The sequence below is a fragment of the Streptomyces sp. NPDC006283 genome (assembly GCF_040613325.1).
Classification (GTDB): domain Bacteria; phylum Actinomycetota; class Actinomycetes; order Streptomycetales; family Streptomycetaceae; genus Streptomyces.
The window spans coordinates 1-24129 of the sequence record NZ_JBEXRZ010000103.1 but is presented as its reverse complement, the minus strand read 5'-3'; the positions used below and the strand labels follow the sequence as shown (position 1 = coordinate 24129).

Sequence of the window (24129 nt, the reverse complement as noted above, 5' to 3'; positions counted from 1 at the left end):
GACATCGACCTCGTCGAGATCAACGAGGCCTTCGCCGCACAGGTGATCCCGTCCTACCGCGACCTCGGCTTCGACCTGGACAAGGTCACCGGCTCCACCGCCGCGACGAGCTTCCCGTCCCGGACGAACGCGTCCGCGGCCGCCAGGTCGGGAGCGAGGAAACGGTCCTCCCCCGGTCCCTGGACGCCGGTGGCGCGCAGCGCCTCGATCGCGGCCTGCGAGGCCGGGGCCGGGGTGAGGTGGCGGCGCAGTTCGATCGCGCGGGTCGACGCGTACAGCTCCACGGCGATGACGCGGGTGAGGTTGTCGACGGCGGTGCGCAGCTTGCGGGCCGCCGACCAGCCCATCGACACGTGGTCCTCCTGCATGGCGGAGGACGGGATGGAGTCCGTGGAGGCGGGGACGGCGAGGCGCTTCATCTCGCTGACGAGGGCTGCCTGCGTGTACTGGGCGATCATCAGGCCCGAGTCGACGCCGGCGTCGTCGGCGAGGAACGGCGGCAGGCCGTGGCTGCGGTTCTTGTCGAGGAGCCGGTCGGTGCGGCGCTCGGTGATGGAGGCGAGGTCCGCGGCGGCGATCGCGAGGAAGTCCAGGACGTAGGCGACGGGCGCGCCGTGGAAGTTGCCGTTGGACTCCACCCGGCCGTCGGGAAGCACAACCGGGTTGTCGACGGCCGAGGCGAGCTCGCGTTCGGCGACCAGGCGAGCGTGCGCCATGGTGTCGCGTCCGGCACCCGCGACCTGCGGGGCGCAGCGCACCGAGTAGGCGTCCTGGACGCGGGGCGCCTCCTCCTCCTGGAAGTGGCCGGTGAGCCCGGAGCCCTCGAGGACGGCGAGCATGTTGGCGGCCGAAGCGCCCTGGCCGGGGTGAGGGCGGATGGTGTGCAGCTCGGGGGCGAGGACCTTCTCGGTACCGAGGAGGGCCTCCAGGGACAGGGCCGCGGTGATGTCGGCCGATTTGTAGAGACGCTCGAGGTCGGCGAGGGCCATGACCAGCATGCCGAGCATGCCGTCGGTGCCGTTGAGGAGCGCGAGGCCCTCCTTCTCGCGGAGCTCGACGGGTGCGATGCCGTGCTCGGCGAGCAGCTCGCCGGCGGGGCGCACGGTGCCGTCGGGCCCCTCGGCGTCGCCCTCGCCCATGAGCGTCAGGGCGCAGTGGGACAGCGGTGCGAGGTCGCCGGAGCAGCCGAGGGAGCCGTACTCGTGGACGACGGGGGTGATGCCCGCGTTCAGCACGTCCGCCATGGTCTGCGCGACCTCGGGGCGTACGCCGGTCCGGCCGGAGCACACGGTCTTCAGACGCAGGAACATCAGCGCGCGCACGACCTCGCGCTCGACGCGCGGACCCATGCCGGCCGCGTGCGAGCGCACGATGTTGCGCTGCAGCTGTGCGCGGAGCTCGGGGCTGATGTGACGGGAGGCGAGGGCTCCGAATCCGGTGGAGACGCCGTAGACGGGCTCGGGCTTGGCGGCCAGCGCGTCGACGATCCCGCGGGCCGCGGCGAGGGCGGCGACGGCCTCGGCGGAGAGCTCGACACGGGCTCCGCGGCGGGCCACGGCGACGACGTCATCGGCGGTGGTACCGGACGTCCCCACCACGACAGTTTGCATATCCATATTCAGCAGCGTACGGACTGAATCCAAACCTGTCACCACTGGAGGCCGGGCCGGCCCCTTACCGGCTCGAGCGCCGCCCTCAGGGCTCGCTCCACGGCTCCTCCGCCGCGTCCTCCAAACTCGCGTCCCGGAAGCGGCGACGGTCGCGCGGGGAGCGCGGCGGGGAGTCGGCGAGCCGCATCACCGTGCCGTCCCGGCCCGCGACCACCGGCTTGAGGGAACGGGCGGCCTTCGCCCGGTACTGGGCCGCGTCCGCCAGCCGGAAGAGCCGCCGGGCCGAGTGCACCTCCCCGATCGGGTCACCGGTCGACGCCACGCCGCAGGCGACTCCCTCGCCGATCTCCAACTCCTTCGCCCTGGCGCACAGTTCGTCGGCGACGTCCACCACCTCGTCGGCGGTGGGCCCCACCGCCACCAGGCAGAACTCGTCCCCGCCGAGACGGGCCGCCAGCGCGCCGGGCAGCATCGCCCCGCACAGCGACAGGACCGAACCGAACCGCTCCAGCAACCGGTCCCCGACCGCATGGCCCTGGGTGTCGTTCACCTGCTTCAGACCGTTGACGTCGCACACGACGAGGCTGACCACCGCGCCGTCCGCCCGGTGCTGCTCCAGCGCCTCGTCGAGTCGCGTGTCGACCGCGCGACGGTTGGCGAGGCCCGTCAGCGGATCGGTGAACGCGAGCCTGCGGACCTCCTCGAGCCGCTCGGTCTGGGCGATCCCGGCGGCCACGACGGACGCCAGAACCGTCGCGAAGTCGGCGTCGTCCCGGTCGAACACCGGCGCCCCCGGCGGCCGGGCCACATACAGCTCGCCCCACGCCCTGCCGTGCAGCACGATCGGCGCGACGACGCAGCACCCCCGGCCGCGACGGCGGAGCGCCGCGACCCTGCCCCACAGGACCGCGTCCGTGGGAGATGCCCCCTGATGGAAGTAGCCGTGGCCCGGTGCCGCGGGACCCGCCGCGGTCTCCACCCAGGCTCCCCCACCGCGCTCCGGGCGAGGGAGGGGTCCCCACTCACCGCCGCCCGCCCAGCGCTCGTGCAGGAACTCGGTGATCTCGGGGAAGTGGTTCACCGGGTACGTCTCCGACTCGGGGAACTCCTCCTCGTCCGGGGCGCGTTCGCCCACGTTGACGAGCACCCTCAGCCGCCCGCGCTCGCGTTCCCACACGGAGAGCGCCGAGAACGACCCGGCGAGCGCGCCGCACGCGCCGAGAGCCGCCGCCCGCCAGCAATCGCGCGGGGTCTGGGCGGCGGCCATCGCCTGAGCCAGCGCCACCACGGACCGCAACCGCCCATCCACAGCCATTCACCCAGCTTAGGGAGGTTTGTGGCGATGTGATCAGTTGGAGTGGACCGAGCCGGTCGCGCGTCGGCCGATCGCCCGCTTCAGGCCCTTTCTGCTACTCGCTCACTCGCCGGGCCACTGCGGCTTGCGCTTGTCGTTGAAGGCGGCCACGCCCTCCGCCCGGTCGCCGGAGAACGCGGTGGCCCGCCACGCGGCGTCCTCGACCTCGAGACCGGCCCGCAGGTCCAGCCCCTGCCCGAGCCGCATGGCCTTCTTGGCGTTCCGCAGGCCCACCGGCGAGTTCACGGCGATCCGGGCGGCGAGCGCGAGCGCCTCCGCACGGGCGTCCTCGGCGAGGATGTCGACGAGCCCCAACTCCCGCGCCTCCCCCGCCTCCACGCGCCGCGCAGTGAACACGAGTTCGGCGGCACGGGCGGCACCGACCCGGCGCGGCAGCAGCTGCGTACCGCCGCCGCCGGGGATGACGCCGACCGACACCTCGGGCAGGCCGACGACGGCGGTCGCGTCGGCGACGATCACATCGCAGGACAGTGCCAGCTCGAACCCCCCGCCGAGCGCGAACCCGTGCACGGCGGCGACCGTCGGCATGGGCAGCTCCAGCACACCGGTGTAGGCGGCACGGGCGGTGGGCCGCTGCCGGACCAACTCGGCGTCGGAGAAGGAGTTGCGCTCCTTGAGGTCGGCGCCGACGCAGAAGGCGCGCTCACTGCTCGACGCGACGACCGTCACCCGCACGTCCCGGTCCGCGGCGAGCTCGCTGCAGGCGGCCCCGATGGAGCGTGCCATCTCGGTGGAGACGGCGTTCATGGCCTTGGGCCGATCGAGGACGAGCTCGGCGACATGGCCCTGCTCGTGCCTGCGCACGACGACGAACTCCCCGAACCGCTGCTCGGACTCCGACATGACACCCTCCCGGTTAACGATGGTTCACCGGGATCATAGGCCGGGCCCGATTTCCCCCATCGGCGGATGGGGCTGAACAAGTCAGGGGCCGCCCGGCAGCAGGGGGCTCGAGGCGCGGGGTTCCGGGCTCGGGGCTCGGGGTGAGGTGTTCGGGGCGCGGGGCGCGGGGCGCGGGGTTCCGGGCGCGGGGCTCGGGGCGCACAGCGGCCGGTCAGGGGCGAACATCCCGCAGGCGCTGCGCGCCCGCCCGCCTCACGACGGCCGGCGCGACAGCAGCCACGGCTCGACAACGCCCAGTCCGCGGACCGGCCGCTGCCACATCGGCTGCAGTGCGAAGCGGTACGTGGGGACCTCCCGGCCCTCCTTCTTCGCCTTCACCGCCTCCTCCGCGGCCTCCGCCTCGGACGCCGGCGCGTCGCCGGTCCTGATCAGCTCCTCCGCGAACGCCCCGTCCACCAGTACGGCGTCCTTCGGCGCTATCGACGTCAGCCGGCTGGCCAGGTTGACCGTCGTGCCGAAGACATCGCCCATGCGGGTGGTGACCGTGCCGAAGGCGATGCCGACCCGCAGCGCGGGCATCGACTCGTCGTCCGTCATCGTCTCGATGAGCCGCAGGGCGATCTCCGCCGCGGTGCCCGCGTCGTCCGCCGCGTACAGCACCTCGTCGCCGAGAGTCTTGATCAGCCTGCCGCTGTGCGCCGCCACCAGGTCCGCGCAGGTCGTCTCGAAGGACTCGACGAGCTCTCCGAGCTCCTCCTCCTCCAGGCGGCGGGTGAGCCGGGTGAAGCCGACCAGGTCGGCGAAGCCGACGGCGAGACGGCGGTCGACCATCTCCTCGTCGTCCGCGGCCTGCACGACGCGTCCGGTCGCCGCGGCCAGCTGCCGCCGCCAGACGTAGACGAGGAACTCCTCCAGCTCGGGCAGGAGCAGCTCGACCAGGGGGTAGGTGACCTCGGTGCGGGTCATGCCGGGCTCGGGCGGCTCGGTCAGGCCCTCCAGGAAGGAATCGATCTGCCAGTCGGCCAGTCGGGCGGTGGTCTGACCGGTCGAGCGGGCCACCTGGACCGCCATCGGCTCGCTGAGCAGGCCCGCCTCGACGAGACCGGCGAGCCGTCGCAGGGCGAGCACGTCCGCCTCGGTGAGCGCCTTGGCCTGCCCTATGTCGGCGAAGCCCATGGCCCGCCAGAAACGGGCGGCGAGCTCCATGGACACACCGGCGGTGCGGGCGGCCTGGAAGGCGGTGTAGCGCCGCTCGGCGCCGAGGATCAGCTGCTCCAGCCGTATCGCGAGCGGGTCGTCGGAGGGCTCAGCCGTGTGGTCGACCTCGTGATGGGGCGTGGGGTGCACCGCGCCGGAGGTCCCGGACGCCCCGGAAGCAGCACCGGAGGACCGGGAGGACGACCCTGTGGGCCCGGACTGCCCCGATGACGAGGCGGACGCGCCGGAAGAGCCGTCCGACGGCGGCTGCGCGCCCGCGCCGGAAGTGGTGTCGTCGACTGTCACCAGCCGCCTCCTGCCCGTTCCCTGCGCAATGCCCTGCCGATCTGTCGCTCGATCGCCTCAACGATACGGCAGGTGTGCCCTGGCTCACGTCCGGACGGCCGGGCCCGTTCGTCCAGGCCCACGCCGGTGGGCTCCGAGTACCTCTGCCGCGGGCTCTCAGTCCGAGTCCGACGGCCGCAGATGCACGATGTCGCCCGCGCTGACCGGGTGCCGCTGCCCGTCCCGCGTCGCCAGCACCAGCCTGCCGTCCCCGTCCAGCGCGAGGGCCTCACCGGTCACGGAGGTGCCGCCGGGCAGCTCGGCCCGCACCTGGCGCCCCAGGGTCGCGCAGCCGGCCGCGTAGGCCTCCTGGAGGCCGCAGGCGGCGGGGTCGCCGTCGGCCGCGCGCCAGTCGGTGTACCACTTCTCCAGGGCACGCAGCACTGCCCGCAGCAGCGGGTCCCGGTCGGTGGACACGGCGTTCGCGAGGCCCAGGGAACCGGCCGCGGGCACGGGCAGCTCTTCGGCGTTCAGGGAGACGTTGATGCCGATGCCGAGCACCACCGCGTCGTCCCCGGCCCGCTCGGCGAGGATGCCGCCGGTCTTGCGCTCCTCGCCCTTGACGGTCACCAGCAGGTCGTTGGGCCATTTGAGGGACATGTCCACGCCCGCGGCCCTCGCCAGTCCGGTCGCGGCGGCCACCCCGGCGAGCAGCGGCAGCCAGCCCCAGCGCGTCGCCGGCACGTCGGGGCCGGGGCGCAGCAGCACGGAGAAGAAGAGGCCGGAGCGCGCGGGCGCGCTCCAGGTGCGGTCGAGCCTGCCCCGCCCCGCGGTCTGTTCCTCCGCGATCAGCACCGCACCTTCCGGCAGCGCGGCCGCCCGCGCAGCCAGGTCGGAGTTCGTGGAGCCGGTGGCGGCGACCACCTCGAGCGAGGTCCACAGTCCGCCGGGGACGACGATGCCGCGACGCAGCGCGGCGGTGTTCAGCGGGGGCCGGTCGAGGTCGGACCAGCGGCTGTCGGGCGCATGGGGAGGCGTCATGCAAGCCAGGTTAGGTGTGGCCAACGCCGCACTGCCGAACGGTATCCGCGCCGATACGCTACGGGGCAGTAGCAACCGATCGTTAACACGTCCCCGTAAGCCGTCCCCGTGAGCAGCCAGGGAGCCGCATCCCGATGTCCGAGCCGGAAGAGATCGCCCTCTCACCTGACCCGAGCAGCCACACCACCGCAGGAAAGATCGCGGATCTTCAGCGCCGTATCGAAGAGGCGACGCACGCCGGCTCCGCCCGTGCAGTGGAAAAGCAGCACGCCAAAGGCAAGTTGACGGCCAGGGAGCGGATCGAACTGCTCCTCGACGAGGGCTCCTTCGTGGAGCTGGACGAGTTCGCCCGCCACCGTTCGACCAACTTCGGTCTGGAGAAGACCCGGCCGTACGGCGACGGTGTCGTCACCGGCTACGGCACGGTCGACGGCCGTCCCGTCGCCGTCTTCTCGCAGGACTTCACCGTCTTCGGCGGTGCTCTCGGCGAGGTGTTCGGACAGAAGATCATCAAGGTGATGGACTTCGCGCTGAAGACCGGCTGCCCGGTCATCGGCATCAACGACTCCGGCGGGGCCCGCATCCAGGAGGGCGTCAGCGCACTGGGCATGTACGGCGAGATCTTCCGCCGCAACACCCACGCCTCCGGCGTCATCCCCCAGATCTCGCTGGTCGTCGGCCCCTGCGCGGGCGGCGCGGTGTACTCCCCCGCCATCACCGACTTCACGGTGATGGTCGACCAGACCTCGCACATGTTCATCACCGGCCCGGACGTCATCAAGACCGTCACCGGTGAGGACGTCGGCTTCGAGGAGCTCGGCGGCGCGCGCACCCACAACACCACCTCCGGTGTCGCCCACCACATGGCGGGCGACGAGAAGGACGCGATCGAGTACGTCAAGTCCCTGCTGTCGTACCTGCCGTCCAACAACCTCTCCGAGGCGCCCTCGTTCCCCGAGGAGGCGGACACGGCGGTCAGCGACGAGGACCGCGAGCTGGACACGCTCATCCCGGATTCGGCCAACCAGCCGTACGACATCCGCACCGTCATCGAGCATGTCGTCGACGACGGTGAATTCCTGGAGACCCAGGGGATGTTCGCCCCGAACATCGTGACCGGATTCGGGCGGGTCGAGGGCTACCCGGTCGGCATCGTCGCCAACCAGCCGATGCAGTTCGCCGGCTGTCTGGACATCAACGCCTCGGAGAAGGCCGCGCGTTTCGTGCGCACCTGCGACGCGTTCAACGTCCCGGTGCTGACGTTCGTCGACGTCCCCGGCTTCCTTCCCGGCGTCGACCAGGAGTACGGCGGCATCATCCGTCGCGGCGCGAAGCTGATCTACGCGTACGCGGAGGCGACCGTCCCGCTGATCACGGTGATCACCCGCAAGGCGTTCGGCGGTGCCTACGACGTCATGGGCTCCAAGCACCTGGGCGCCGACCTCAACCTCGCCTGGCCGACCGCGCAGATCGCCGTCATGGGTGCCCAGGGCGCGGTCAACATCCTGCACCGCCGCACGATCGCCGCCGAGGCCCCGGAGAACCAGGAAGCCACCAGGGCCCGGCTGATCCAGGAGTACGAGGACGCGCTGCTCAACCCGTACACGGCGGCGGAGCGCGGCTACATCGACGGCGTGATCATGCCGTCCGAGACGCGAGCGCAGATCGTGAAGGGCCTGCGCCAGCTCCGTACCAAGCGGGAGAGTCTGCCGCCGAAGAAGCACGGGAACATTCCCCTGTAGGGCTCCGAGCACGAGGAAGGGACGCGACGATGATCAAGGTCGTACGGGGAAACCCGACCCCCGAGGAGCTGGCCGCCGCACTGGCGGTGGTCCAGGCCCGGGCCGCGGCGATCCAAGGCGCCTCAGCCGGGGGTCCCACGCTGCCCGAGGGCTGGTCGGACCCGGCGCGGATCGCCCGCAGCAACAGGCCGCTGCCCGGCCCACGGGCGTGGGCGCGCAGCTACTGGCCGGTCTGAGTGTGACGGGAAGGCCGGGCCCTCGAGGGGAGGGCCCGGCCTTCGCGGGCGCGGCGGAGGCAGGCGCGTTCGTGGTTTGAGTACGCGTACTCAGGCGTGTGGACGTGTCCGCCCGCACCATCGAAGGCATGCTGTGGTCCGACCCGAAGAACGAGCCCCCCAAGGAACTGCGCGACATGCAGGCGATGCTGCGTCGTGCGGGCCTGCTGCTGGCGCTGGCCATGCTGGTGGCCATGCTCGCGGCGGGCCTCCGCTGACACCGGCCCGCAACACCGAGCCCCGCCGCCCCGCCCGGACCGGCCACACCGCCCCAGGCGCTTGAGAAGCGCGGCTCGGGGCAGAGCCCCGACAGGCAAGCCGCTCCGCCCCCACCGGGCGCACGAGCCGCGCCGCTCAGCGCGGAGCCCCGACGCACGGGGCCACTCCAGCCCCACCGGCGCTTCAAGCGCCCGGCTCAGGCAGGCCCGACAGGCAAACCACTCCGCCCCCACCGGCGCACGAGCCGCGGCGCGGCTCAGCGCGAAGCCCCGACGCACGGGGCCGCTACAGCCCCACCGACTCTTGAGAGGCGCGCGGCTCAGGGCAGAGCCCCCACAGGCGGCCAGGCAAGGCCCGTCGGCCAAGCCCCGGCGCCCGGGGGCCGGGTGGAATCCGGTTCGGGAAAGGGCGGGGTGGGGAAGACGCACCGCCGCCTACGATGCCCCCATGACCCCGTCGCACTCCCGCCCCCGTCTCGTCCTCGCCTCCGCCTCCCCCGCGCGCCTGAACCTGCTCCGGCAGGCCGGCCTCGCGCCCGAGGTGATCGTCAGCGGCGTCGACGAGGACGCCATCGACGCGCCGACGCCCGCCGAGCTCGCGCTGGTGCTCGCCGAGGCGAAGGCCACGGCCGTCGCCGCGCGGCCCGAGGCCGCCGGGGCACTGCTGATCGGCTGCGATTCCGTCCTGGAACTCGACGGCGAGGCGCTCGGCAAGCCGGCGGACGCCGAGGAGGCGACCGCCCGCTGGAAGGCGATGCGCGGCCGTGCGGGCGTGCTGCAGACCGGGCACTGCCTGATCGACACGGCGACCGGACGCCGGGCGTCGGCGACCGCGTCGACCGTCGTGCGGTTCGGCGAGCCGACGGACGCCGAGATCGCGGCGTACGTCGCGAGCGGCGAACCCCTGCACGTGGCGGGCGCGTTCACGCTCGACGGCCGCTCGGCCCCGTTCATCGACGGAATCGACGGCGACGCGGGCAATGTCATCGGTCTCTCGCTGCCCCTGCTCCGCAAGCTCTTCGCCGAGCTGGGCTTCTCGATCACCGACTTCTGGGCCGCTTCCGCGGCCTGAACGGCCGCAGCCTCAGTCCGGCCGGCGCCCTCTCCGTCTCAGGCCGGCGACGCCGCCCCGCCGACGGGCGGCGCCGCCGGTCCGTCCTCTCCGCCCGCCTCCCGCGCCGGCCGCTCCTTGCCGTACGCGATCAGTGACGCCACGATCAGGCCGAGCACCACCATCATCCAGGCGAACGCGGTCCACCCGACCAGACCCACCGTCAGCGCGCCCAGCACCCCGTGCAGGACGGCCAGGCCGATCAGCAGGATGCGGGTGAAGCGGCCGGGCGCCCGGTCGCGTACGGCCATCACCAGCAGCAGGACACCGCACAGCGCGAGGAGCAGACCGGTCCCGATCCCCAGCCCCCAGGTCGCGGTCACCATCACGTCCGGATCCAGGCCGTCGAGCGACATCCGCTGGGCATCGACGAACGTGGCCATGATGCCGTTGAGCACGACGATGCCGACAGCCTCCACCAGCAGGACAAGCGCAGCCACTACGGCCACCGGTCTGCGCACCACGGCGCCCCCAACCCTCTGTGTAACCGGAAGTACGTACGACAGCCGCGAGGCTACTGACCGGTAAACGCTGGGACAAGAGCCGCGGCACGCTCGGTCCCGGGGCAAAGAATCATTGGGCCATTCGTAGGGACTCCACAAAGAAACCCGTTCGGCCGCTGGCCTCAGAGACAGAGACCTTGACCACACCGGAGGGCTACTGTGCGGGAGAGGAACCCGTCGTACCGTGGTGCGACAAGGGATTTCGCGATCGAGCGAGCCTCGAATCACGCTCCGTGTGGGCAAGCTCACCATTGGGGACGGGTCGAAAGGCCGTGTCGGCAGTCCCTAAACTCAGCTTGTTTCAAGGAGGGAGCCATCGTGCGCAAGGTGCTCATCGCCAACCGTGGCGAAATCGCTGTCCGCGTTGCCCGTGCCTGCCGGGACGCCGGGATCGCAAGCGTAGCCGTCTACGCCGATCCGGACCGGGACGCTCTGCATGTCCGGGCGGCCGACGAAGCGTTTGCCCTGGGCGGTGACACCCCGGCCGCCAGCTATCTGGACATGGCCAAGGTGCTTGCAGCAGCGGCCGATTCGGGAGCGGACGCCGTCCACCCCGGATACGGCTTCCTGTCCGAGAACGCCGAGTTCGCTCAGGCGGTCATCGACGCGGGCCTGACCTGGATCGGCCCGCCGCCGCAGGCGATCCGCGATCTGGGTGACAAGGTCGCCGCCCGTCATATCGCGCAGCGCGCCGGTGCGCCGCTGGTCGCGGGAACGCCCGACCCGGTCTCGGGGGCCGACGAGGTCGTCGCGTTCGCCAAGGAGCACGGCCTGCCGATCGCGATCAAGGCCGCCTTCGGCGGTGGCGGTCGCGGCCTGAAGGTCGCCCGCACCCTCGAAGAGGTGCCGGAGCTGTACGACTCCGCGGTGCGCGAGGCCGTCGCCGCCTTCGGGCGCGGCGAGTGCTTCGTCGAGCGCTACCTCGACAAGCCGCGTCACGTCGAGACCCAGTGCCTGGCCGACTCGCACGGCAACGTGGTGGTCGTCTCCACGCGTGACTGCTCGCTGCAGCGCCGCCACCAGAAGCTGGTCGAGGAGGCGCCGGCACCGTTCCTGTCCGAGGCGCAGAACGCGGAGCTGTACCGCGCGTCGAAGGCCATCCTCAAGGAGGCCGGTTACGTCGGCGCCGGCACGGTCGAGTTCCTGGTCGGCCTCGACGGCACGATCTCCTTCCTGGAGGTCAACACCCGACTGCAGGTCGAGCACCCGGTCACCGAAGAGGTCACCGGCATCGACCTGGTGCGCGAGATGTTCCGTATCGCCGACGGCGAGGAGCTGGGTTACGACGACCCGGCGGTGCGCGGGCACTCCTTCGAGTTCCGCATCAACGGTGAGGACCCGGGCCGGGGCTTCCTCCCCGCCCCCGGCACCGTCACCACCTTCTCCGCGCCCAGCGGTCCGGGTGTGCGGCTGGACGCGGGCGTCGAGTCCGGCTCCGTGATCGGCCCGGCGTGGGACTCCCTCCTCGCCAAGCTGATCGTGACCGGTGCGACGCGCGAGCAGGCGCTGCAGCGCGCCGCGCGTGCGCTGGCTGAGTTCCAGGTCGAGGGCATGGCCACGGCGATCCCGTTCCACCGCGCGGTCGTGGCCGACCCGGCCTTCACGGCGGACCCGTTCCGGATCCACACCCGGTGGATCGAGACCGAGTTCGTCAACGAGATCAAGCCCTTCGCCGTCGTCGGGGACGCGGAGGAGGACGAGTCCGGCCGCGAGACCATCGTGGTCGAGGTCGGCGGCAAGCGCCTCGAGGTGTCGCTGCCGTCCTCGCTCGGCATGACGCTGGCGCGCACCGGCCTCGCGGCAGGTGCCAAGCCGAAGCGCCGGGCCGCGAAGAAGTCGTCGTCGGCCGCGTCCGGCGACACCCTCGCCTCCCCGATGCAGGGCACGATCGTCAAGGTCGCCGTCGAGGAGGGCCAGGAGGTCAAGGAGGGCGACCTCATCGTCGTCCTCGAGGCGATGAAGATGGAGCAGCCGCTGAACGCGCACCGCTCCGGCACGATCAAGGGCCTTGCGGCCGAGGTCGGTGCGTCCCTCACCTCCGGCGCGCTGATCTGCGAGATCAAGGACTGACACTCGGTCCGCTCGTTCCGAGCCTCGCCGAAGGGCCCACGGCATCCGTGCCATGGGCCCTTCGTCATGGTCGCGCCCTGCGACGTTGATGTCCGGGGCGTCCGTACCGGCCCACCGCAGCCGCCACCACGCCGACCGCCCGTCCCGGATCATCCGGCATCCTTGACGGCGTGACCGACACCAGGCCCAAGCGCGCCGACGCGCGACGCAACTACGAACGACTGCTGACCGAGGCTCGCGCCACGTTCGCGGAGCGGGGCACCGACGCGTCGCTCGAGGAGATCGCGCGCCGCTCGGGGGTGGGCATCGGCACTCTGTACCGGCACTTCCCGAACCGCCATGCCATGATGAACGCGGTCTTCCAGGAGGCGCTCGCCGCGCTGCTGGAGCGCTCGCACGAACTGGCCGGCGCGGAGCAGCCGTGCATGGCGCTGGTGGAATGGCTGCGCGCCCTCGTCACCCACGCGGGTGAGTACCGCGGCCTGGCCCGCGCGCTGATGTCGGCGTCCCACGACGAGGACTCGGCCCTCACGGCCTGCAGCGTCCCTCTCCGTCAGGCCGGCGAACGACTGCTCGTCCGGGCGCAGGAGGCGGGTTCGGTACGGGCGGACGTCTCGATCGCCGACCTGATGCAACTGACGAACGCGATCGCTCTGGCGGCTGAACAAGCCCCGGAGGACCGGGAGTTGGCGGACCGCCTGCTGACCCTGACCCTGCGTGGCCTGCGCGCGGAGTAGGGCGTCCTGCCGGGGGCGCACCCTGTCGTGGGGCGCCCCGGGGGGAGGGTCAGCGGCGGCGGAGGTCCGCCACGCGGGGGCGGTCCGGGAGTGCGTCGGAGGGCAGCGCGCTGCGGAGGCCCGCGCGGGTGCGACGTTGCCCGGGGAGCGGCACATCGTGCCGCGGCCCGGCCGCCGCGCCCCCGCTGCCGGCGACGGCGATCTGCACGCCCTGGTCGGCCAGCGCCTGCAACTCCGTCGCCGCCCGCTCGTCGTGCGCCGGCGGCTCGTCCGTCACGAGGCGCGTGATCACGTCCGTCGGCACCGTCTGGAACATCGTGTCCGTGCCGAGCTTGGTGTGGTCCGCCAGGACCACGACCTCCGCCGCGGCCTGGACCAGCGCCCGGTCCACGCTCGCCGAGAGCATGTTGGACGTGGACAGGCCGCGTTCGGCCGTGAGCCCGCTCCCGGACAGGAAGGCGCGGGAGACCCGCAGTCCCTGCAGGGACTGCTCCGCACCGCTGCCCACCAGCGCGTAGTTGGAACCACGCAAGGTCCCGCCCGTCATGACGACTTCGACCCGGTTGGCATGCGCCAGCGCCTGCGCGACCAGCAGCGAGTTGGTGACCACGGTCAGTCCGGGAACGCGCGCGAGCCGGCGGGCCAGCTCCTGCGTCGTCGTTCCGGCGCCGACCACGATGGCCTCGCCCTCTTCGACGAGGGCCGCCGCGAGATCGGCGATGGCCGTCTTCTCGGCGGTCGCGGACAGGGATTTCTGCGGGAAGCCGGACTCGCGGGTGAACCCGCCCGGCAGTACCGCACCGCCGTGCCGGCGGTCGAGGAGTCCTTCTGCCTCCAGTGCCCGCACGTCCCGCCGTACGGTCACTTCGGAGGTCTGGACGACGCGGGCGAGCTCACGGAGCGACACGGCTCCGTTGGCGCGCACCATTTCAAGGATCAACTGGCGACGTTCTGCAGCGAACACGAAACTGACAGTAACCCCACCGCCCGTCAGTTTTCAGCTCCATGTGCCGAAAAGTGGAAATTGCGCACTTAAGAGGCCGCCAACTGATATAGGCGGCCCCCAAGTTGATCGCCCGCCGCGTGGAGTGCCCGGGGTTCGCCGGGTTTAGCCCTCGCCTGCCGTCTTCCGGGTGTGCAACTGCCGTGCCACCTCGGCGATCGAGCCCGACAGAGACGGGTACACGGTGAAGGCGTTTGCGATCTGTTCCACCGTCAGGTTGTTGTCGACCGCGATCGAGATGGGGTGGATCAGTTCCGACGCGCGGGGCGAGACGACCACGCCGCCGACGACGATCCCCGTGCCCGGACGGCAGAAGATCTTGACGAAGCCGTCCCTGATGCCCTGCATCTTGGCCCGGGGGTTGCGCAGCAGCGGCAGTTTGACGACGCGGGCGTCGATCTTGCCCGCGTCGACGTCCGCCTGGCTGTAGCCGACGGTCGCGATCTCGGGGTCGGTGAAGACGTTGGAGGACACGGTCTTCAGGTTCAGCGGGGCAACCGCGTCGCCGAGGAAGTGGTACATCGCGATCCGGCCCTGCATCGCGGCGACCGACGCCAGCGCGAAGATGCCCGTGACGTCACCGGCCGCGTACACGCCCGGCGCCGACGTGCGCGACACCCTGTCGGTCCAGATGTGGCCCGAGTCCTTCAGCCGCACCCCGGCCCCTTCGAGGCCCATGCCGGCCGTGTTCGGGATGGCGCCGACCGCCATGAGGCAGTGCGTGCCGGAGATGACCCGGCCGTCGGAGAGCGTGACCTCCACCCGGTCGCCGACGCGCTTGGCGGACTCGGCGCGGGAGCGGGCCATGACGTTCATGCCGCGGCGGCGGAAGACGTCCTCGAGGACGGCGGCGGCGTCGGGGTCCTCACCGGGCAGCACGCGGTCGCGGGAGGAGACGAGGGTGACCCGGGAGCCGAGCGCCTGGTACGCACCCGCGAACTCGGCGCCCGTGACACCGGAACCGACCACGATGAGCTCCTCGGGGAGCACGTCCAGGTCGTACACCTGCGTCCAGTTGAGGATGCGCTCACCGTCGGGCTTGGCGTCGGGGATCTCGCGCGGGCGGCCGCCCGTCGCGATGAGCACGGCGTCCGCGACGAGCGTCTCCTCCGTGCCGTCGGCCGCTCGCACGATCACCTTGCGGGAGCCGTCCATCGCCTGCTGCCCGTCGAGCCGGCCACGGCCGCGCATGACGCGCGCCCCCGCCCGGGTGACGGACGCGGTGATGTCGTGGGACTGGGCGAGCGCGAGACGCTTGACGCGTCGGTTCACCTTGCCGAGGTCGACGCCGACGACGCGGGCGGCCTGCTCGATGTGCGGGGTGTCGTCGGCCACGATGATGCCGAGCTCCTCGTAGGAGGAGTCGAAGGTCGTCATCACCTCGGCGGTGGCGATCAGGGTCTTCGACGGTACGCAGTCGGTGAGCACCGACGCCCCGCCCAGACCGTCGCAGTCGACGACGGTCACCTCCGCGCCGAGCTGGGCGCCCACGAGGGCCGCCTCATATCCGCCGGGGCCGCCACCGATGATCACGATCCGGGTCACGAAAAAGTCCGCCTCGCATTGTCGATCCCGGCCCGCCTGCCCGCTCTGCCGGGGGTCCGGGGGTACCCCCGGGGGAATGCAGTACGTACTTCATTGTCCCGCATCGTTCAGGCGTTCTCGCTCCGGGGGCTTCCTACGGCCGCGACCACGGAAGTTGTCATGCTCAGGGCTCGCCGGGCCCGCCGCGCGGGCAGGTTCCCGCCCCCCTCCCGTACCCTCGACCCCATGTCGCTCTACGCCGCGTACGCCGGCAACCTCGACGCGCGGCTGATGACCCGCCGCGCACCGCACTCCCCGCTGCGCGGCACCGGCTGGCTGAACGGCTGGCGGCTGACCTTCGGCGGGGAGCAGATGGGCTGGGAGGGAGCGCTCGCCACGATCGTGGAGGCGCCGCGCTCGCAGGTCTTCGTCGCGCTGTACGACATCGCCCCGATGGACGAGGATTCCATGGACCGCTGGGAGGGCGTCGGCCTCGACATATACCGGCGCATGCGGGTCCGTGTGGACACCCTGGACGGCGAGGAGCCGGCCTGGGTGTACGTGCTGAACGCGTACGAGGGCGGCCTGCCGTCCGCTCGTTACCTGGGCGAGCTCGCCGACGCGGCGGAGTCGGCCGGAGCGCCGCACGACTACGTGATGGAGCTGCGCAAGCGCCCCTGCTAGCGCGTGCCCCGGCTGCCGCGCCGCTCCCCTGCATTCGTCGGAAACGACAAGACAACGATCCGAAGACCGTGGGCTGAGTCATCTACGCGCGTAGGCAATCCCGGGTTACCCTCGTCCGCGTGAACGCATCTGTGAATCCGGACCTCATCGGCGCACTCGCCGACCCCCACGCCGCGGCCGACGCCGCCGCCGCGCGTCTGCGCGAGCTGACCGGCACCGAGACCCACGACGTCGCACTCGTGATGGGCTCCGGCTGGGCCCCGGCCGTCGACGCGCTCGGCACCCCCGAGGCCGAGTTCCCCGTCACCGAGCTGCCCGGCTTCCCGCCGCCGGCGGTCGAGGGCCACGGCGGCAGGATCCGCTCGTACCGCATCGGCGAGAAGCGCGCGCTGGTCTTCCTCGGCCGTACGCACTTCTACGAGGGCCGCGGCGTCGCCGCCGTCTCGCACGGTGTGCGCACCGCGGTCGCCGCGGGCTGCAAGACCGTGGTGCTGACCAACGGCTGCGGCGGGCTGCGCGAGGGCATGCGCCCGGGCCAGCCGGTACTGATCAGCGACCACATCAACCTGACGGCCACGTCGCCGATCATCGGCGCGAACTTCGTGGACCTGACGGACCTGTACTCGCCGCGACTGCGGGCACTGTGCAAGGAGGTGGACGCGACGCTCGAGGAAGGCGTCTACGTCCAGTTCCCCGGCCCGCACTACGAGACCCCGGCCGAGATCAACATGGTTCGCGTCATGGGCGGCGACCTGGTCGGCATGTCGACGGTCCTCGAAGCGATCGCGGCCCGCGAGGCCGGCGCGGAGGTGCTGGGCATCTCCCTGGTCACCAACCTGGCGGCGGGCCTGTCCGGCGAGCCGCTGAACCACGAGGAAGTGCTGCAGGCGGGCCGGGACTCGGCGGCGCGGATGGGCGAGCTTCTGACGCGGGTGCTGGAACGCATCTGAGGCACGTGAGGAGCCGGCAGCCGCCGCGTGGCGTCGTCCCGGGGGCGCTGCCCCCGGTGCGCCGGGGCCACGACGGACCGGCGCCTGCGGGCGGGGCCCGGCGGACACGACGCGGTGTGGTGCGGGGACCCCGAGCGTCCGGCCGTGCGGGCCCGGTACCTCCGGGCGGGGCCGTCGTGGCCGACGGCCGCGACGCGGCGTCAGGGGCTTTGCCCACGCGCCCGGCCTCGACTCGGGGCCGGCTCGACTCGGGGCCGGGCACAGCCGACGACCCGCCGGGCGGCGACGCCCCGGGCGCCGGTGTCGGCTCCTTGCTCGCCAGTCGCGCATTCGCCCAGTGCCTCGCCCCTGGCATGGCTGCCTTGTCGGCCGGTCCGCGGACAAGGGGGCCACACCGGGTGTGCCGGCGAAGCCGGACTGCCGGCAGTCCTGCCGCTCGCCGGGTGCAGGTGCGGGTGCGGGTGCAGTTCAGGATCCGACGCCCGGGCCCGCCCCCTCGCCCCAGGGCGAGGGAAGAGACCGCCACCGGCGGACCGCCCACCGGTACAACGGGCAACGGGGCTCCCCCAGGGCCGGACCCGGCGCCCCGCCCCCAAAACCACCGGACAAGCAGACCCGGGCGCGCCGGAGCGCCCACCGGTACAACGGGAAGCGGGGCTCGCCCACGGCCCCCGGGCCGTAGGGGAGAGCGGGACACCCCCGCGCAGCGGGCACGCGGCCACACGCCCGCCCCACAGCCATTGACGCCCGCCCACCCCAAGGGCGCGCACACTCGACGTAGTCGGAGACGAGAGGCGGAGCAACCGTGCAGCAGGACCTCATCGCGCGGGCCCAGGCGTGGCTCGCGGAGGACCCGGACAGCGAGACCCGGGACGAACTCGGGAAGCTCATCGAAGCGCAGGACCTCGACGAGTTGGCCGACCGGTTCTCCGGGACGCTCCAGTTCGGCACCGCCGGGCTGCGGGGCGAACTCGGCGCCGGGCCCATGCGGATGAACCGGGCCGTGGTGATCCGGGCCGCCGCCGGGCTCGCCGCGTATCTGAAGTCCAAGGGCCAGGGCGACGGCCTGGTCGTCATCGGCTACGACGCCCGTTACAAGTCCGCGGACTTCGCCCGCGACACGGCCGCCGTCATGGTCGCCGCCGGTCTGCGCGCCGCCGGTCTGCGCGCCGCCGTGCTGCCGCGCCCGCTGCCGACGCCCGTACTGGCCTTCGCCATAAGGCAGTCGGGCGCGGTCGCCGGCGTGGAGGTGACCGCGAGCCACAACCCGCCGCGGGACAACGGCTACAAGGTCTATCTCGGCGACGGCTCGCAGATCGTGCCGCCCGCGGACGCGGAGATCGCCGCGGAGATCGACGCGATCCGCAGTCTCGACGACGTCCCCCGCGCCGACGAGGGGTGGGAGACGCTCGGCGAGGAGGTCCTGGAGGCGTACCTGACGCGTACGGACGCCGTACTGAGCGCCGGTTCCCCGCGCACCGCCCGCGTCGTCTACACGGCCATGCACGGCGTCGGCAAGGACGTGCTGACGGCCGCCTTCGCGCGAGCCGGGTTCCCCGAGCCGACCCTCGTCGCGGAGCAGGCCGAGCCGGACCCCGCCTTCCCGACGGTCGCCTTCCCCAACCCGGAGGAGCCCGGCGCGATGGATCTCGCCTTCGCGACCGCGCGCCGCACCTCACCCGACGTCGTCATCGCCAACGACCCCGACGCCGACCGCTGCGCCGTCGCCGTCCCTGACGAGGCGGCCGACGGCGGCTGGCGGATGCTCCGCGGCGACGAGGTCGGAGCGCTGCTGGCCGAGCACCTGGTCCACAAGGGCGCCACGGGCGTCTTCGCGGAGTCGATCGTGTCCTCGTCCCTCCTGGGCCGCATCGCGGGGGCGGCGGGGCTGCGTCACGAGGAGACCCTGACCGGCTTCAAGTGGATCGCCCGTGTCGAAGGGCTGCGGTACGGCTACGAGGAGGCCCTCGGCTACTGCGTCGACCCCGACGGCGTCCGCGACAAGGACGGCATCACGGCCGCCCTGCTCGTCGCCGAGCTGGTCTCCGAGCTGAAGGAGCACGACCGTACGCTCACCGACCTGCTCGACGACCTCGCCGTCGAGCACGGCCTGCACGCGACCGATCAGCTGTCAGTGCGCGTCGAGGACCTGAGCGTCATCGCGAACGCGATGCGCGCGCTGCGCGAGCAGCCCCCGACCTCGCTGGCGGGGCTCCGGATCACCACCGCGGAGGACCTCACCCGCGGAACGGACAACCTCCCGCCGACGGACGGCCTGCGCTACTACCTGGAGGGCGAGTTCAAGGCCCGCGTCATCGTTCGCCCGAGCGGTACGGAGCCCAAGCTCAAGTGCTACCTGGAGGTCGTGGTGCCGGTGGCGGACGCGGGCGCGCTGACGGGCGCCAGGCAAAGGGCGACGGAGGTACTCGACGGCATCAAGCGGGATCTGTCCGCCGCGGCGGGCATCTGACCCACCCGAACGCGGGCCCGGCACGAACCGGGCCCGCCTGAGGGCTCCCCCGGCATGCCGCACCCGCTCTACCCCGTCGCCAGCAGCACCGCCAGCAGCACCGCACCCGCCACCACGGGCGCCAGCAGCTCGAACGCCCAGCGGACCTCCGGGTCGCCCTGCGCCTCCGGTGCCGTGGCGCGGCGCTCGGCCAGTGCGCGCAGGTCGGCGACCGTCTGGTCGGCGGGCGCCACGCGTGCCTTCGAGTCGTTGACGTCGGCGTGCACGGACGTCTGACCGTGCGGGTCGTCGTACGCGGCCTGCGCCTGCCTGCGCGCGGCGCTCTTGCGCTTGCGCAGGGAGACGGGGATGGCCCAGAGCTGGTACTTCCTGCCGTCCTGGGTGAAGATCTCGCTCGAGTAGGAGGCCCGCACGTCCGCCACGGCCCCCCACGGAAGCGTGATCGTCCGGAACGGGTTGCGGATGCGGATCCGCTCGTCGCTCGCGAAGACCGCGGGCCGGAAGGTGAAGGCGACCACCACCGGCGCCGCCAGGAGCGCACCGGCCAGCGCGAGCCAGGGCGTGCGGCCCTCGCCGCGGACGACCGCGTCGACGGCGATCCAGGCGATGAGCGCGAGCAGCACCGCACCGCCCGCCATTCCGGCGGGCGAGCGGTAGACCCGTTCGCTGTCGGTGGAGGGCTCGGGCTGCTGGGGGCTCGTCATGGTTCCGATTCTGCCGCACGCCGCACGGCGCGCCCCGGGGCGGGCGGGTCGCACAGCCGGCGTGGGAGGCGTCGCCACTTGTGTCCCGTTTCGCGCAGAAATTCGGCCGACCCCCTGTACAGGTCGCTACGCGCGTAGATATGCTCACCTGGTGACCATGCCCACCACCGCACCTGCATTCGCCGACGCGACCGCGTCCGACAGCACTCTGCGCCGCTTCCTGCACGGGCTGCCCGGCGTCGACGCCGTCGGCCTCGAAGGCCGCGCGGCGTCCCTCGGCACGCGTTCCATCAAGACCACGGCCAAGGCGTTCGCCATCGATCTGGCCATTTCCATGATTGACCTGACGACGCTCGAAGGCGCGGACACCCCGGGCAAGGTCCGGGCGCTCGCCGCCAAGGCCGTCAACCCCGACCCGACCGACCGCAGCACCCCGACGACCGCCGCGGTCTGCGTCTACCCCGACATGGTGGCGACCGCCAAGGAGGCCCTGAAGGGCTCCGACGTCAAGGTCGCCTCCGTGGCCACCGCCTTCCCGGCCGGCCGCGCGGCTCTCGAAGTGAAGCTCGCGGACGTGCGTGACGCGGTCGCCGCAGGGGCGGACGAGATCGACATGGTGATCGACCGCGGCGCCTTCCTGGCCGGCAAGTACATGAAGGTGTACGAAGAGATCCGCGCCGTGAAGGAGGCCTCCGGGAGCGCCCGGCTCAAGGTCATCTTCGAGACCGGCGAGCTCTCGACGTACGACAACATCCGCCGCGCCTCCTGGATCGGCATGATCGCCGGCGCGGACTTCATCAAGACGTCCACCGGCAAGGTGGCGGTCAACGCCACACCGGCGAACACCCTGCTGATGCTGGAGGCTGTCCGCGACTTCCGGGAGCAGACTGGGGTACAGGTGGGCGTGAAGCCCGCCGGCGGTATCCGCACCGCCAAGGACGCGATCAAGTTCCTGGTCCTGGTCAACGAGACCGCGGGCGAGGACTGGCTGGACAACCACTGGTTCCGCTTCGGCGCGTCGAGCCTGCTCAACGATCTGCTGATGCAGCGCCAGAAGCTGGCGACCGGCCGCTACTCCGGCCCCGACTACGTGACGGTGGACTGATCAACATGGCTTCCGTATTCGAATACGCACCCGCACCCGAATCGCGGTCGGTCGTCGACATCGCGCCGTCGTACGGCCTGTTCATCGACGGCGAGTTCACCGAAGCGGCCGGCGGCAAGGTCTTCAAGACCGTCTCGCCGTCCAGCGAGGAGGTGCTCGCCGAGGTCGCCCAGGCCGGCGCCGAGGACGTGGACCGGGCCGTGAAGGCGGCCCGCAAGGCGTTCGAGAAGTGGTCGGCGCTGCCGGGCTCCGAGCGCGCCAAGTACCTGTTCCGCATCGCGCGGATCATTCAGGAGCGCAGCCGTGAGCTGGCCGTCCTGGAGACCCTGGACAACGGCAAGCCGATCAGGGAGACCCGCGACGCGGACCTCCCTCTCGTCGCCGCGCACTTCTTCTACTACGCGGGCTGGGCCGACAAGCTCGAGCACGCAGGGTTCGGCGGGAGGACGACGAACGGGGCCGGCGGCGCGATTCCGCGCCCGCTCGGCGTCGCCGGCCAGGTCATCCCGTGGAACTTCCCGCTGCTGATGCTGGCGTGGAAGATCGCCCCGGCGCTGGCCACCGGCAACACCGTCGTGCTGAAGCCGGCCGAGACGACTCCGCTCTCCGCGCTCTTCTTCGCGGACATCTGCCGCCAGGCCGGTCTGCCCAAGGGCGTCGTCAACATCCTTCCCGGCTACGGGGACACGGGCGCCGCGCTCGTCGCGCACCCGGACGTGAACAAGGTCGCCTTCACCGGTTCGACCGCGGTCGGCAAGGCCATCGCCCGCGAGGTCGCCGGCACGAACAAGAAGCTCACCCTCGAGCTGGGCGGCAAGGGCGCCAACATCGTCTTCGACGACGCCCCCGTCGACCAGGCCGTCGAGGGCATCGTCAACGGCATCTTCTTCAACCAGGGCCAGGTCTGCTGCGCGGGCTCGCGCCTCCTCGTCCAGGAGTCGATCCAGGACGAGCTGCTGGACTCCCTGAAGCGCCGGCTGTCCACGCTGCGCCTCGGCGACCCGCTGGACAAGAACACCGACATCGGCGCGATCAACTCCGAGGAGCAGCTCTCCCGGATCACGTCGCTCGTCGAGGCGGGCGAGGCGGAGGGCGCGGAGCGCTGGTCCCCCGCGTGCGAGCTGCCGACCTCCGGCTACTGGTTCGCCCCGACGCTGTTCACGAACGTCACCCAGGCGCACACCATCGCCCGGGACGAGATCTTCGGTCCGGTCCTGTCGGTGCTGACGTTCCGCACGCCGGACGAGGCCGTCGCCAAGGCGAACAACAGCCAGTACGGCCTGTCCGCCGGCATCTGGACGGAGAAGGGCTCCCGCATTCTCGCGGTGGCGAACAAGCTCCGCGCGGGTGTGGTGTGGGCCAACACGTTCAACAAGTTCGACCCGACCTCGCCGTTCGGCGGCTACAAGGAGTCGGGCTTCGGCCGCGAGGGCGGCCGCCACGGTCTGGAGGCCTACCTCGATGTCTGAGCACGATCGACTGAGCGTCTTCAAGACCTACAAGCTGTACGTCGGGGGCAAGTTCCCCCGCTCCGAGAGCGGCCGGGTGTACGAGGTGACGGACTCAAAGGGCAAGTGGCTGGCCAACGCGCCCCTCTCGTCCCGCAAGGACGCGCGGGACGCGGTCGTCGCGGCCCGCAAGGCGTTCGGCGGCTGGTCCGGCGCGACCGCGTACAACCGCGGGCAGATCCTCTACCGCATCGCCGAGATGCTGGAGGGCCGCAAGAGCCAGTTCGTGCACGAGGTCGCGGACGCCGAGGGCCTGTCCAAGTCGAAGGCCGCGGTCCAGGTCGAGGCGGCGATCGACCGCTGGGTCTGGTACGCGGGCTGGACCGACAAGATCGCTCAGGTCGTGGGCGGGGCGAACCCGGTCGCGGGCCCGTACTTCAACCTGTCCACGCCGGAGCCGACGGGTGTCGTGACGATCGTCGCGCCGCAGGAGTCGTCGTTCCTCGGCCTGGTCTCCGTCGTCGCCCCGGTGATCGCCTCCGGCAACACGGTCGTCGTCGTCGCCTCCGAGCGGGCCCCGCTGCCCGCACTGTCGCTGGGCGAGGTGCTCGCCACCTCCGACCTGCCCGGCGGCGTGGTGAACGTGCTCTCCGGCCGCACGGCCGAGATCGCGACGCCGCTCGCGGCGCACCAGGACGTCAACGGCATCGACCTGACCGGCGCCGACGAGATCCTGGCGAAGGAGCTGGAGGTCGCGGCGGCGGACAACCTGAAGCGCGTTCTCCGTCCACAGGCTGTGGATTTCTCGGCCGGCCCCGGCACGCACCGCCTGACGGCGTTCCTCGAGACCAAGACGGTCTGGCACCCGACGGGTTCGCTGGGCGCCTCGGGTTCGGCGTACTGAGCCGAAGCCCCCACCTCTCCGTCCGGAGGTGGGGGCTTCTTCCTGTCCGGGCTACGGCAACAGCGTCCCGGCGACCGGCCCGGCCACCGGCAGGTCCTCGAGCGCCTGCCCCTTGGTGATGTGATCCGTCGCCAGCGCGGTGCTGACCGGCTTGAAGTCGGCGACCTGCGTGCCCACGGCGTTGTCCAGCGGATCGACGCCGGTGTTGGCCAACGGGTCGAGCTGAAGGCTCTTGAGCTCACCCACGCCGTTCACCGAGTTGCCGACAAGGCCGGTCACCGCGCCGACCGGGAGCCCTGCGGCCGGGCCGGCCGGCGCGGCGTGGGCGGC

Annotated in this window: 22 protein-coding genes; 12 read left to right on the top strand and 10 right to left on the bottom strand. The window is 72.0% G+C overall.

Annotated features, from left to right (window positions below; translation table 11 throughout):
- Positions 1–53 precede the first annotated feature (53 nt).
- The 5 genes from hutH to ABZ070_RS21415 form a co-directional block, all read right to left on the bottom strand.
- A complete protein-coding gene (hutH, locus tag ABZ070_RS21435) occupies positions 54–1610 on the bottom strand; it encodes a histidine ammonia-lyase (RefSeq protein WP_356636155.1) in 1557 nt (518 codons plus the stop codon).
- Positions 1611–1695: 85 nt separating this feature from the next.
- Entirely contained in the window at positions 1696–2925 is a 1230-nt protein-coding gene (locus tag ABZ070_RS21430; RefSeq protein WP_356636151.1) for a diguanylate cyclase, read from the bottom strand.
- A 102-nt stretch (positions 2926–3027) separates the two neighbouring features.
- Positions 3028–3828 carry an enoyl-CoA hydratase-related protein gene (locus tag ABZ070_RS21425; protein ID WP_356636149.1) on the bottom strand — a complete coding sequence of 267 codons (801 nt, stop codon included), beginning with the start codon at positions 3826–3828 and terminating at the stop codon, positions 3028–3030.
- A 252-nt stretch (positions 3829–4080) separates the two neighbouring features.
- Complete coding sequence (locus ABZ070_RS21420; protein WP_356636147.1) at positions 4081–5331, bottom strand: adenylate/guanylate cyclase domain-containing protein; 1251 nt, start codon at positions 5329–5331, stop codon at positions 4081–4083.
- Positions 5332–5487: 156 nt separating this feature from the next.
- Positions 5488–6351, bottom strand: a complete 864-nt coding sequence (locus tag ABZ070_RS21415) for a biotin--[acetyl-CoA-carboxylase] ligase (RefSeq protein WP_356636145.1) — start codon at positions 6349–6351, stop codon at positions 5488–5490.
- A gap of 134 nt (positions 6352–6485) precedes the next feature.
- Here ABZ070_RS21415 and ABZ070_RS21410 point away from each other — a divergent pair, with 134 nt between their 5' ends.
- The 4 genes from ABZ070_RS21410 (at position 6486) to ABZ070_RS21395 (ending at position 9658) form a co-directional block, all read left to right on the top strand.
- Positions 6486–8093: an acyl-CoA carboxylase subunit beta gene (locus ABZ070_RS21410; RefSeq protein ID WP_356636143.1), complete on the top strand. Its 1608-nt coding sequence runs from the start codon at positions 6486–6488 to the stop codon at positions 8091–8093.
- A 29-nt stretch (positions 8094–8122) separates the two neighbouring features.
- Positions 8123–8329 (top strand): acyl-CoA carboxylase subunit epsilon, encoded by a 207-nt coding sequence (locus ABZ070_RS21405; RefSeq protein ID WP_356636141.1) that lies wholly within the window; start codon positions 8123–8125, stop codon positions 8327–8329.
- Between the two features lie 128 nt (positions 8330–8457).
- On the top strand, positions 8458–8586 hold the full coding sequence (locus ABZ070_RS21400; RefSeq protein ID WP_356636139.1) for a hypothetical protein: 129 nt from the start codon (positions 8458–8460) through the stop codon (positions 8584–8586).
- Between the two features lie 448 nt (positions 8587–9034).
- Positions 9035–9658 (top strand): nucleoside triphosphate pyrophosphatase, encoded by a 624-nt coding sequence (locus ABZ070_RS21395; RefSeq protein ID WP_356636137.1) that lies wholly within the window; start codon positions 9035–9037, stop codon positions 9656–9658.
- A 38-nt stretch (positions 9659–9696) separates the two neighbouring features.
- On the opposite strand, the gene ABZ070_RS21390 is transcribed toward ABZ070_RS21395, so the two are convergent.
- Positions 9697–10137: a hypothetical protein gene (locus ABZ070_RS21390; RefSeq protein WP_356636135.1), complete on the bottom strand. Its 441-nt coding sequence runs from the start codon at positions 10135–10137 to the stop codon at positions 9697–9699.
- A 381-nt stretch (positions 10138–10518) separates the two neighbouring features.
- Here ABZ070_RS21390 and ABZ070_RS21385 point away from each other — a divergent pair, with 381 nt between their 5' ends.
- Both ABZ070_RS21385 and ABZ070_RS21380 read left to right on the top strand, forming a co-directional pair.
- Positions 10519–12270 carry a biotin carboxylase N-terminal domain-containing protein gene (locus tag ABZ070_RS21385; protein ID WP_356636133.1) on the top strand — a complete coding sequence of 584 codons (1752 nt, stop codon included), beginning with the start codon at positions 10519–10521 and terminating at the stop codon, positions 12268–12270.
- 170 nt (positions 12271–12440) lie between these two features.
- Positions 12441–13007 (top strand): helix-turn-helix domain-containing protein, encoded by a 567-nt coding sequence (locus tag ABZ070_RS21380; protein ID WP_356636131.1) that lies wholly within the window; start codon positions 12441–12443, stop codon positions 13005–13007.
- Positions 13008–13056: 49 nt separating this feature from the next.
- Here the strand turns inward: ABZ070_RS21380 and ABZ070_RS21375 are convergent, their stop codons facing one another.
- The gene (locus ABZ070_RS21375) at positions 13057–13971 is read right to left on the bottom strand and encodes a DeoR/GlpR family DNA-binding transcription regulator (RefSeq protein ID WP_356636129.1); all 915 of its coding nucleotides are present in this window, start codon (positions 13969–13971) and stop codon (positions 13057–13059) included.
- Between the two features lie 144 nt (positions 13972–14115).
- Positions 14116–15555 carry an NAD(P)H-quinone dehydrogenase gene (locus ABZ070_RS21370; protein WP_356636127.1) on the bottom strand — a complete coding sequence of 480 codons (1440 nt, stop codon included), beginning with the start codon at positions 15553–15555 and terminating at the stop codon, positions 14116–14118.
- Between the two features lie 225 nt (positions 15556–15780).
- Here ABZ070_RS21370 and ABZ070_RS21365 point away from each other — a divergent pair, with 225 nt between their 5' ends.
- The 3 genes from ABZ070_RS21365 to ABZ070_RS21355 all read left to right on the top strand — a co-directional run bounded on the left by ABZ070_RS21365 (position 15781) and on the right by ABZ070_RS21355 (position 19638).
- Positions 15781–16218, top strand: a complete 438-nt coding sequence (locus ABZ070_RS21365) for a gamma-glutamylcyclotransferase (RefSeq protein WP_356636125.1) — start codon at positions 15781–15783, stop codon at positions 16216–16218.
- Positions 16219–16337: 119 nt separating this feature from the next.
- Positions 16338–17168 (top strand): purine-nucleoside phosphorylase, encoded by an 831-nt coding sequence (locus ABZ070_RS21360; RefSeq protein WP_356636123.1) that lies wholly within the window; start codon positions 16338–16340, stop codon positions 17166–17168.
- Positions 17169–17973: 805 nt separating this feature from the next.
- Positions 17974–19638: a phospho-sugar mutase gene (locus ABZ070_RS21355; protein WP_356636121.1), complete on the top strand. Its 1665-nt coding sequence runs from the start codon at positions 17974–17976 to the stop codon at positions 19636–19638.
- A 68-nt stretch (positions 19639–19706) separates the two neighbouring features.
- Here ABZ070_RS21355 and ABZ070_RS21350 read toward each other — a convergent pair whose 3' ends face one another.
- Complete coding sequence (locus tag ABZ070_RS21350) at positions 19707–20342, bottom strand: PH domain-containing protein (protein ID WP_356636119.1); 636 nt, start codon at positions 20340–20342, stop codon at positions 19707–19709.
- A gap of 157 nt (positions 20343–20499) precedes the next feature.
- Here ABZ070_RS21350 and deoC point away from each other — a divergent pair, with 157 nt between their 5' ends.
- Genes deoC through ABZ070_RS21335 form a run of 3 tightly spaced genes read left to right on the top strand, consistent with a single transcriptional unit; the run spans position 20500 to position 23799 of the window.
- Complete coding sequence (gene deoC, locus ABZ070_RS21345; RefSeq protein WP_356636153.1) at positions 20500–21447, top strand: deoxyribose-phosphate aldolase; 948 nt, start codon at positions 20500–20502, stop codon at positions 21445–21447.
- 5 nt (positions 21448–21452) lie between these two features.
- Entirely contained in the window at positions 21453–22916 is a 1464-nt protein-coding gene (locus ABZ070_RS21340) for an aldehyde dehydrogenase family protein (protein WP_356636117.1), read from the top strand.
- A complete protein-coding gene (locus tag ABZ070_RS21335) occupies positions 22909–23799 on the top strand; it encodes an aldehyde dehydrogenase family protein (RefSeq protein ID WP_356636115.1) in 891 nt (296 codons plus the stop codon). The genes ABZ070_RS21340 and ABZ070_RS21335 overlap by 8 nt, the downstream gene beginning before the upstream one ends.
- Positions 23800–23850: 51 nt before the next feature.
- Here the strand turns inward: ABZ070_RS21335 and ABZ070_RS21330 are convergent.
- Positions 23851–24129 (bottom strand): hypothetical protein (locus tag ABZ070_RS21330; RefSeq protein WP_356636113.1); only part of this gene is annotated, 279 nt, incomplete at its 5' end.

What these genes read in the sequence shown, in the direction of transcription:
- ABZ070_RS21415 (WP_356636145.1), bottom strand. Translation starts at nt 6,351, where the DNA reads ATGACGCCTCCCCATGCGCCCGACAGCCGCTGGTCCGACCTCGACCGG.
- ABZ070_RS21365 (WP_356636125.1), top strand. Translation starts at nt 15,781, where the DNA reads ATGTCGCTCTACGCCGCGTACGCCGGCAACCTCGACGCGCGGCTGATG.
- ABZ070_RS21340 (WP_356636117.1), top strand. Translation starts at nt 21,453, where the DNA reads ATGGCTTCCGTATTCGAATACGCACCCGCACCCGAATCGCGGTCGGTC.
- ABZ070_RS21395 (WP_356636137.1), top strand. Translation starts at nt 9,035, where the DNA reads ATGACCCCGTCGCACTCCCGCCCCCGTCTCGTCCTCGCCTCCGCCTCC.
- deoC (WP_356636153.1), top strand. Translation starts at nt 20,500, where the DNA reads ATGCCCACCACCGCACCTGCATTCGCCGACGCGACCGCGTCCGACAGC.
- ABZ070_RS21430 (WP_356636151.1), bottom strand. Translation starts at nt 2,925, where the DNA reads ATGGCTGTGGATGGGCGGTTGCGGTCCGTGGTGGCGCTGGCTCAGGCG.
- ABZ070_RS21425 (WP_356636149.1), bottom strand. Translation starts at nt 3,828, where the DNA reads ATGTCGGAGTCCGAGCAGCGGTTCGGGGAGTTCGTCGTCGTGCGCAGG.
- ABZ070_RS21405 (WP_356636141.1), top strand. Translation starts at nt 8,123, where the DNA reads ATGATCAAGGTCGTACGGGGAAACCCGACCCCCGAGGAGCTGGCCGCC.
- ABZ070_RS21400 (WP_356636139.1), top strand. Translation starts at nt 8,458, where the DNA reads ATGCTGTGGTCCGACCCGAAGAACGAGCCCCCCAAGGAACTGCGCGAC.
- ABZ070_RS21335 (WP_356636115.1), top strand. Translation starts at nt 22,909, where the DNA reads ATGTCTGAGCACGATCGACTGAGCGTCTTCAAGACCTACAAGCTGTAC.
- ABZ070_RS21410 (WP_356636143.1), top strand. Translation starts at nt 6,486, where the DNA reads ATGTCCGAGCCGGAAGAGATCGCCCTCTCACCTGACCCGAGCAGCCAC.
- ABZ070_RS21350 (WP_356636119.1), bottom strand. Translation starts at nt 20,342, where the DNA reads ATGACGAGCCCCCAGCAGCCCGAGCCCTCCACCGACAGCGAACGGGTC.
- hutH (WP_356636155.1), bottom strand. Translation starts at nt 1,610, where the DNA reads ATGCAAACTGTCGTGGTGGGGACGTCCGGTACCACCGCCGATGACGTC.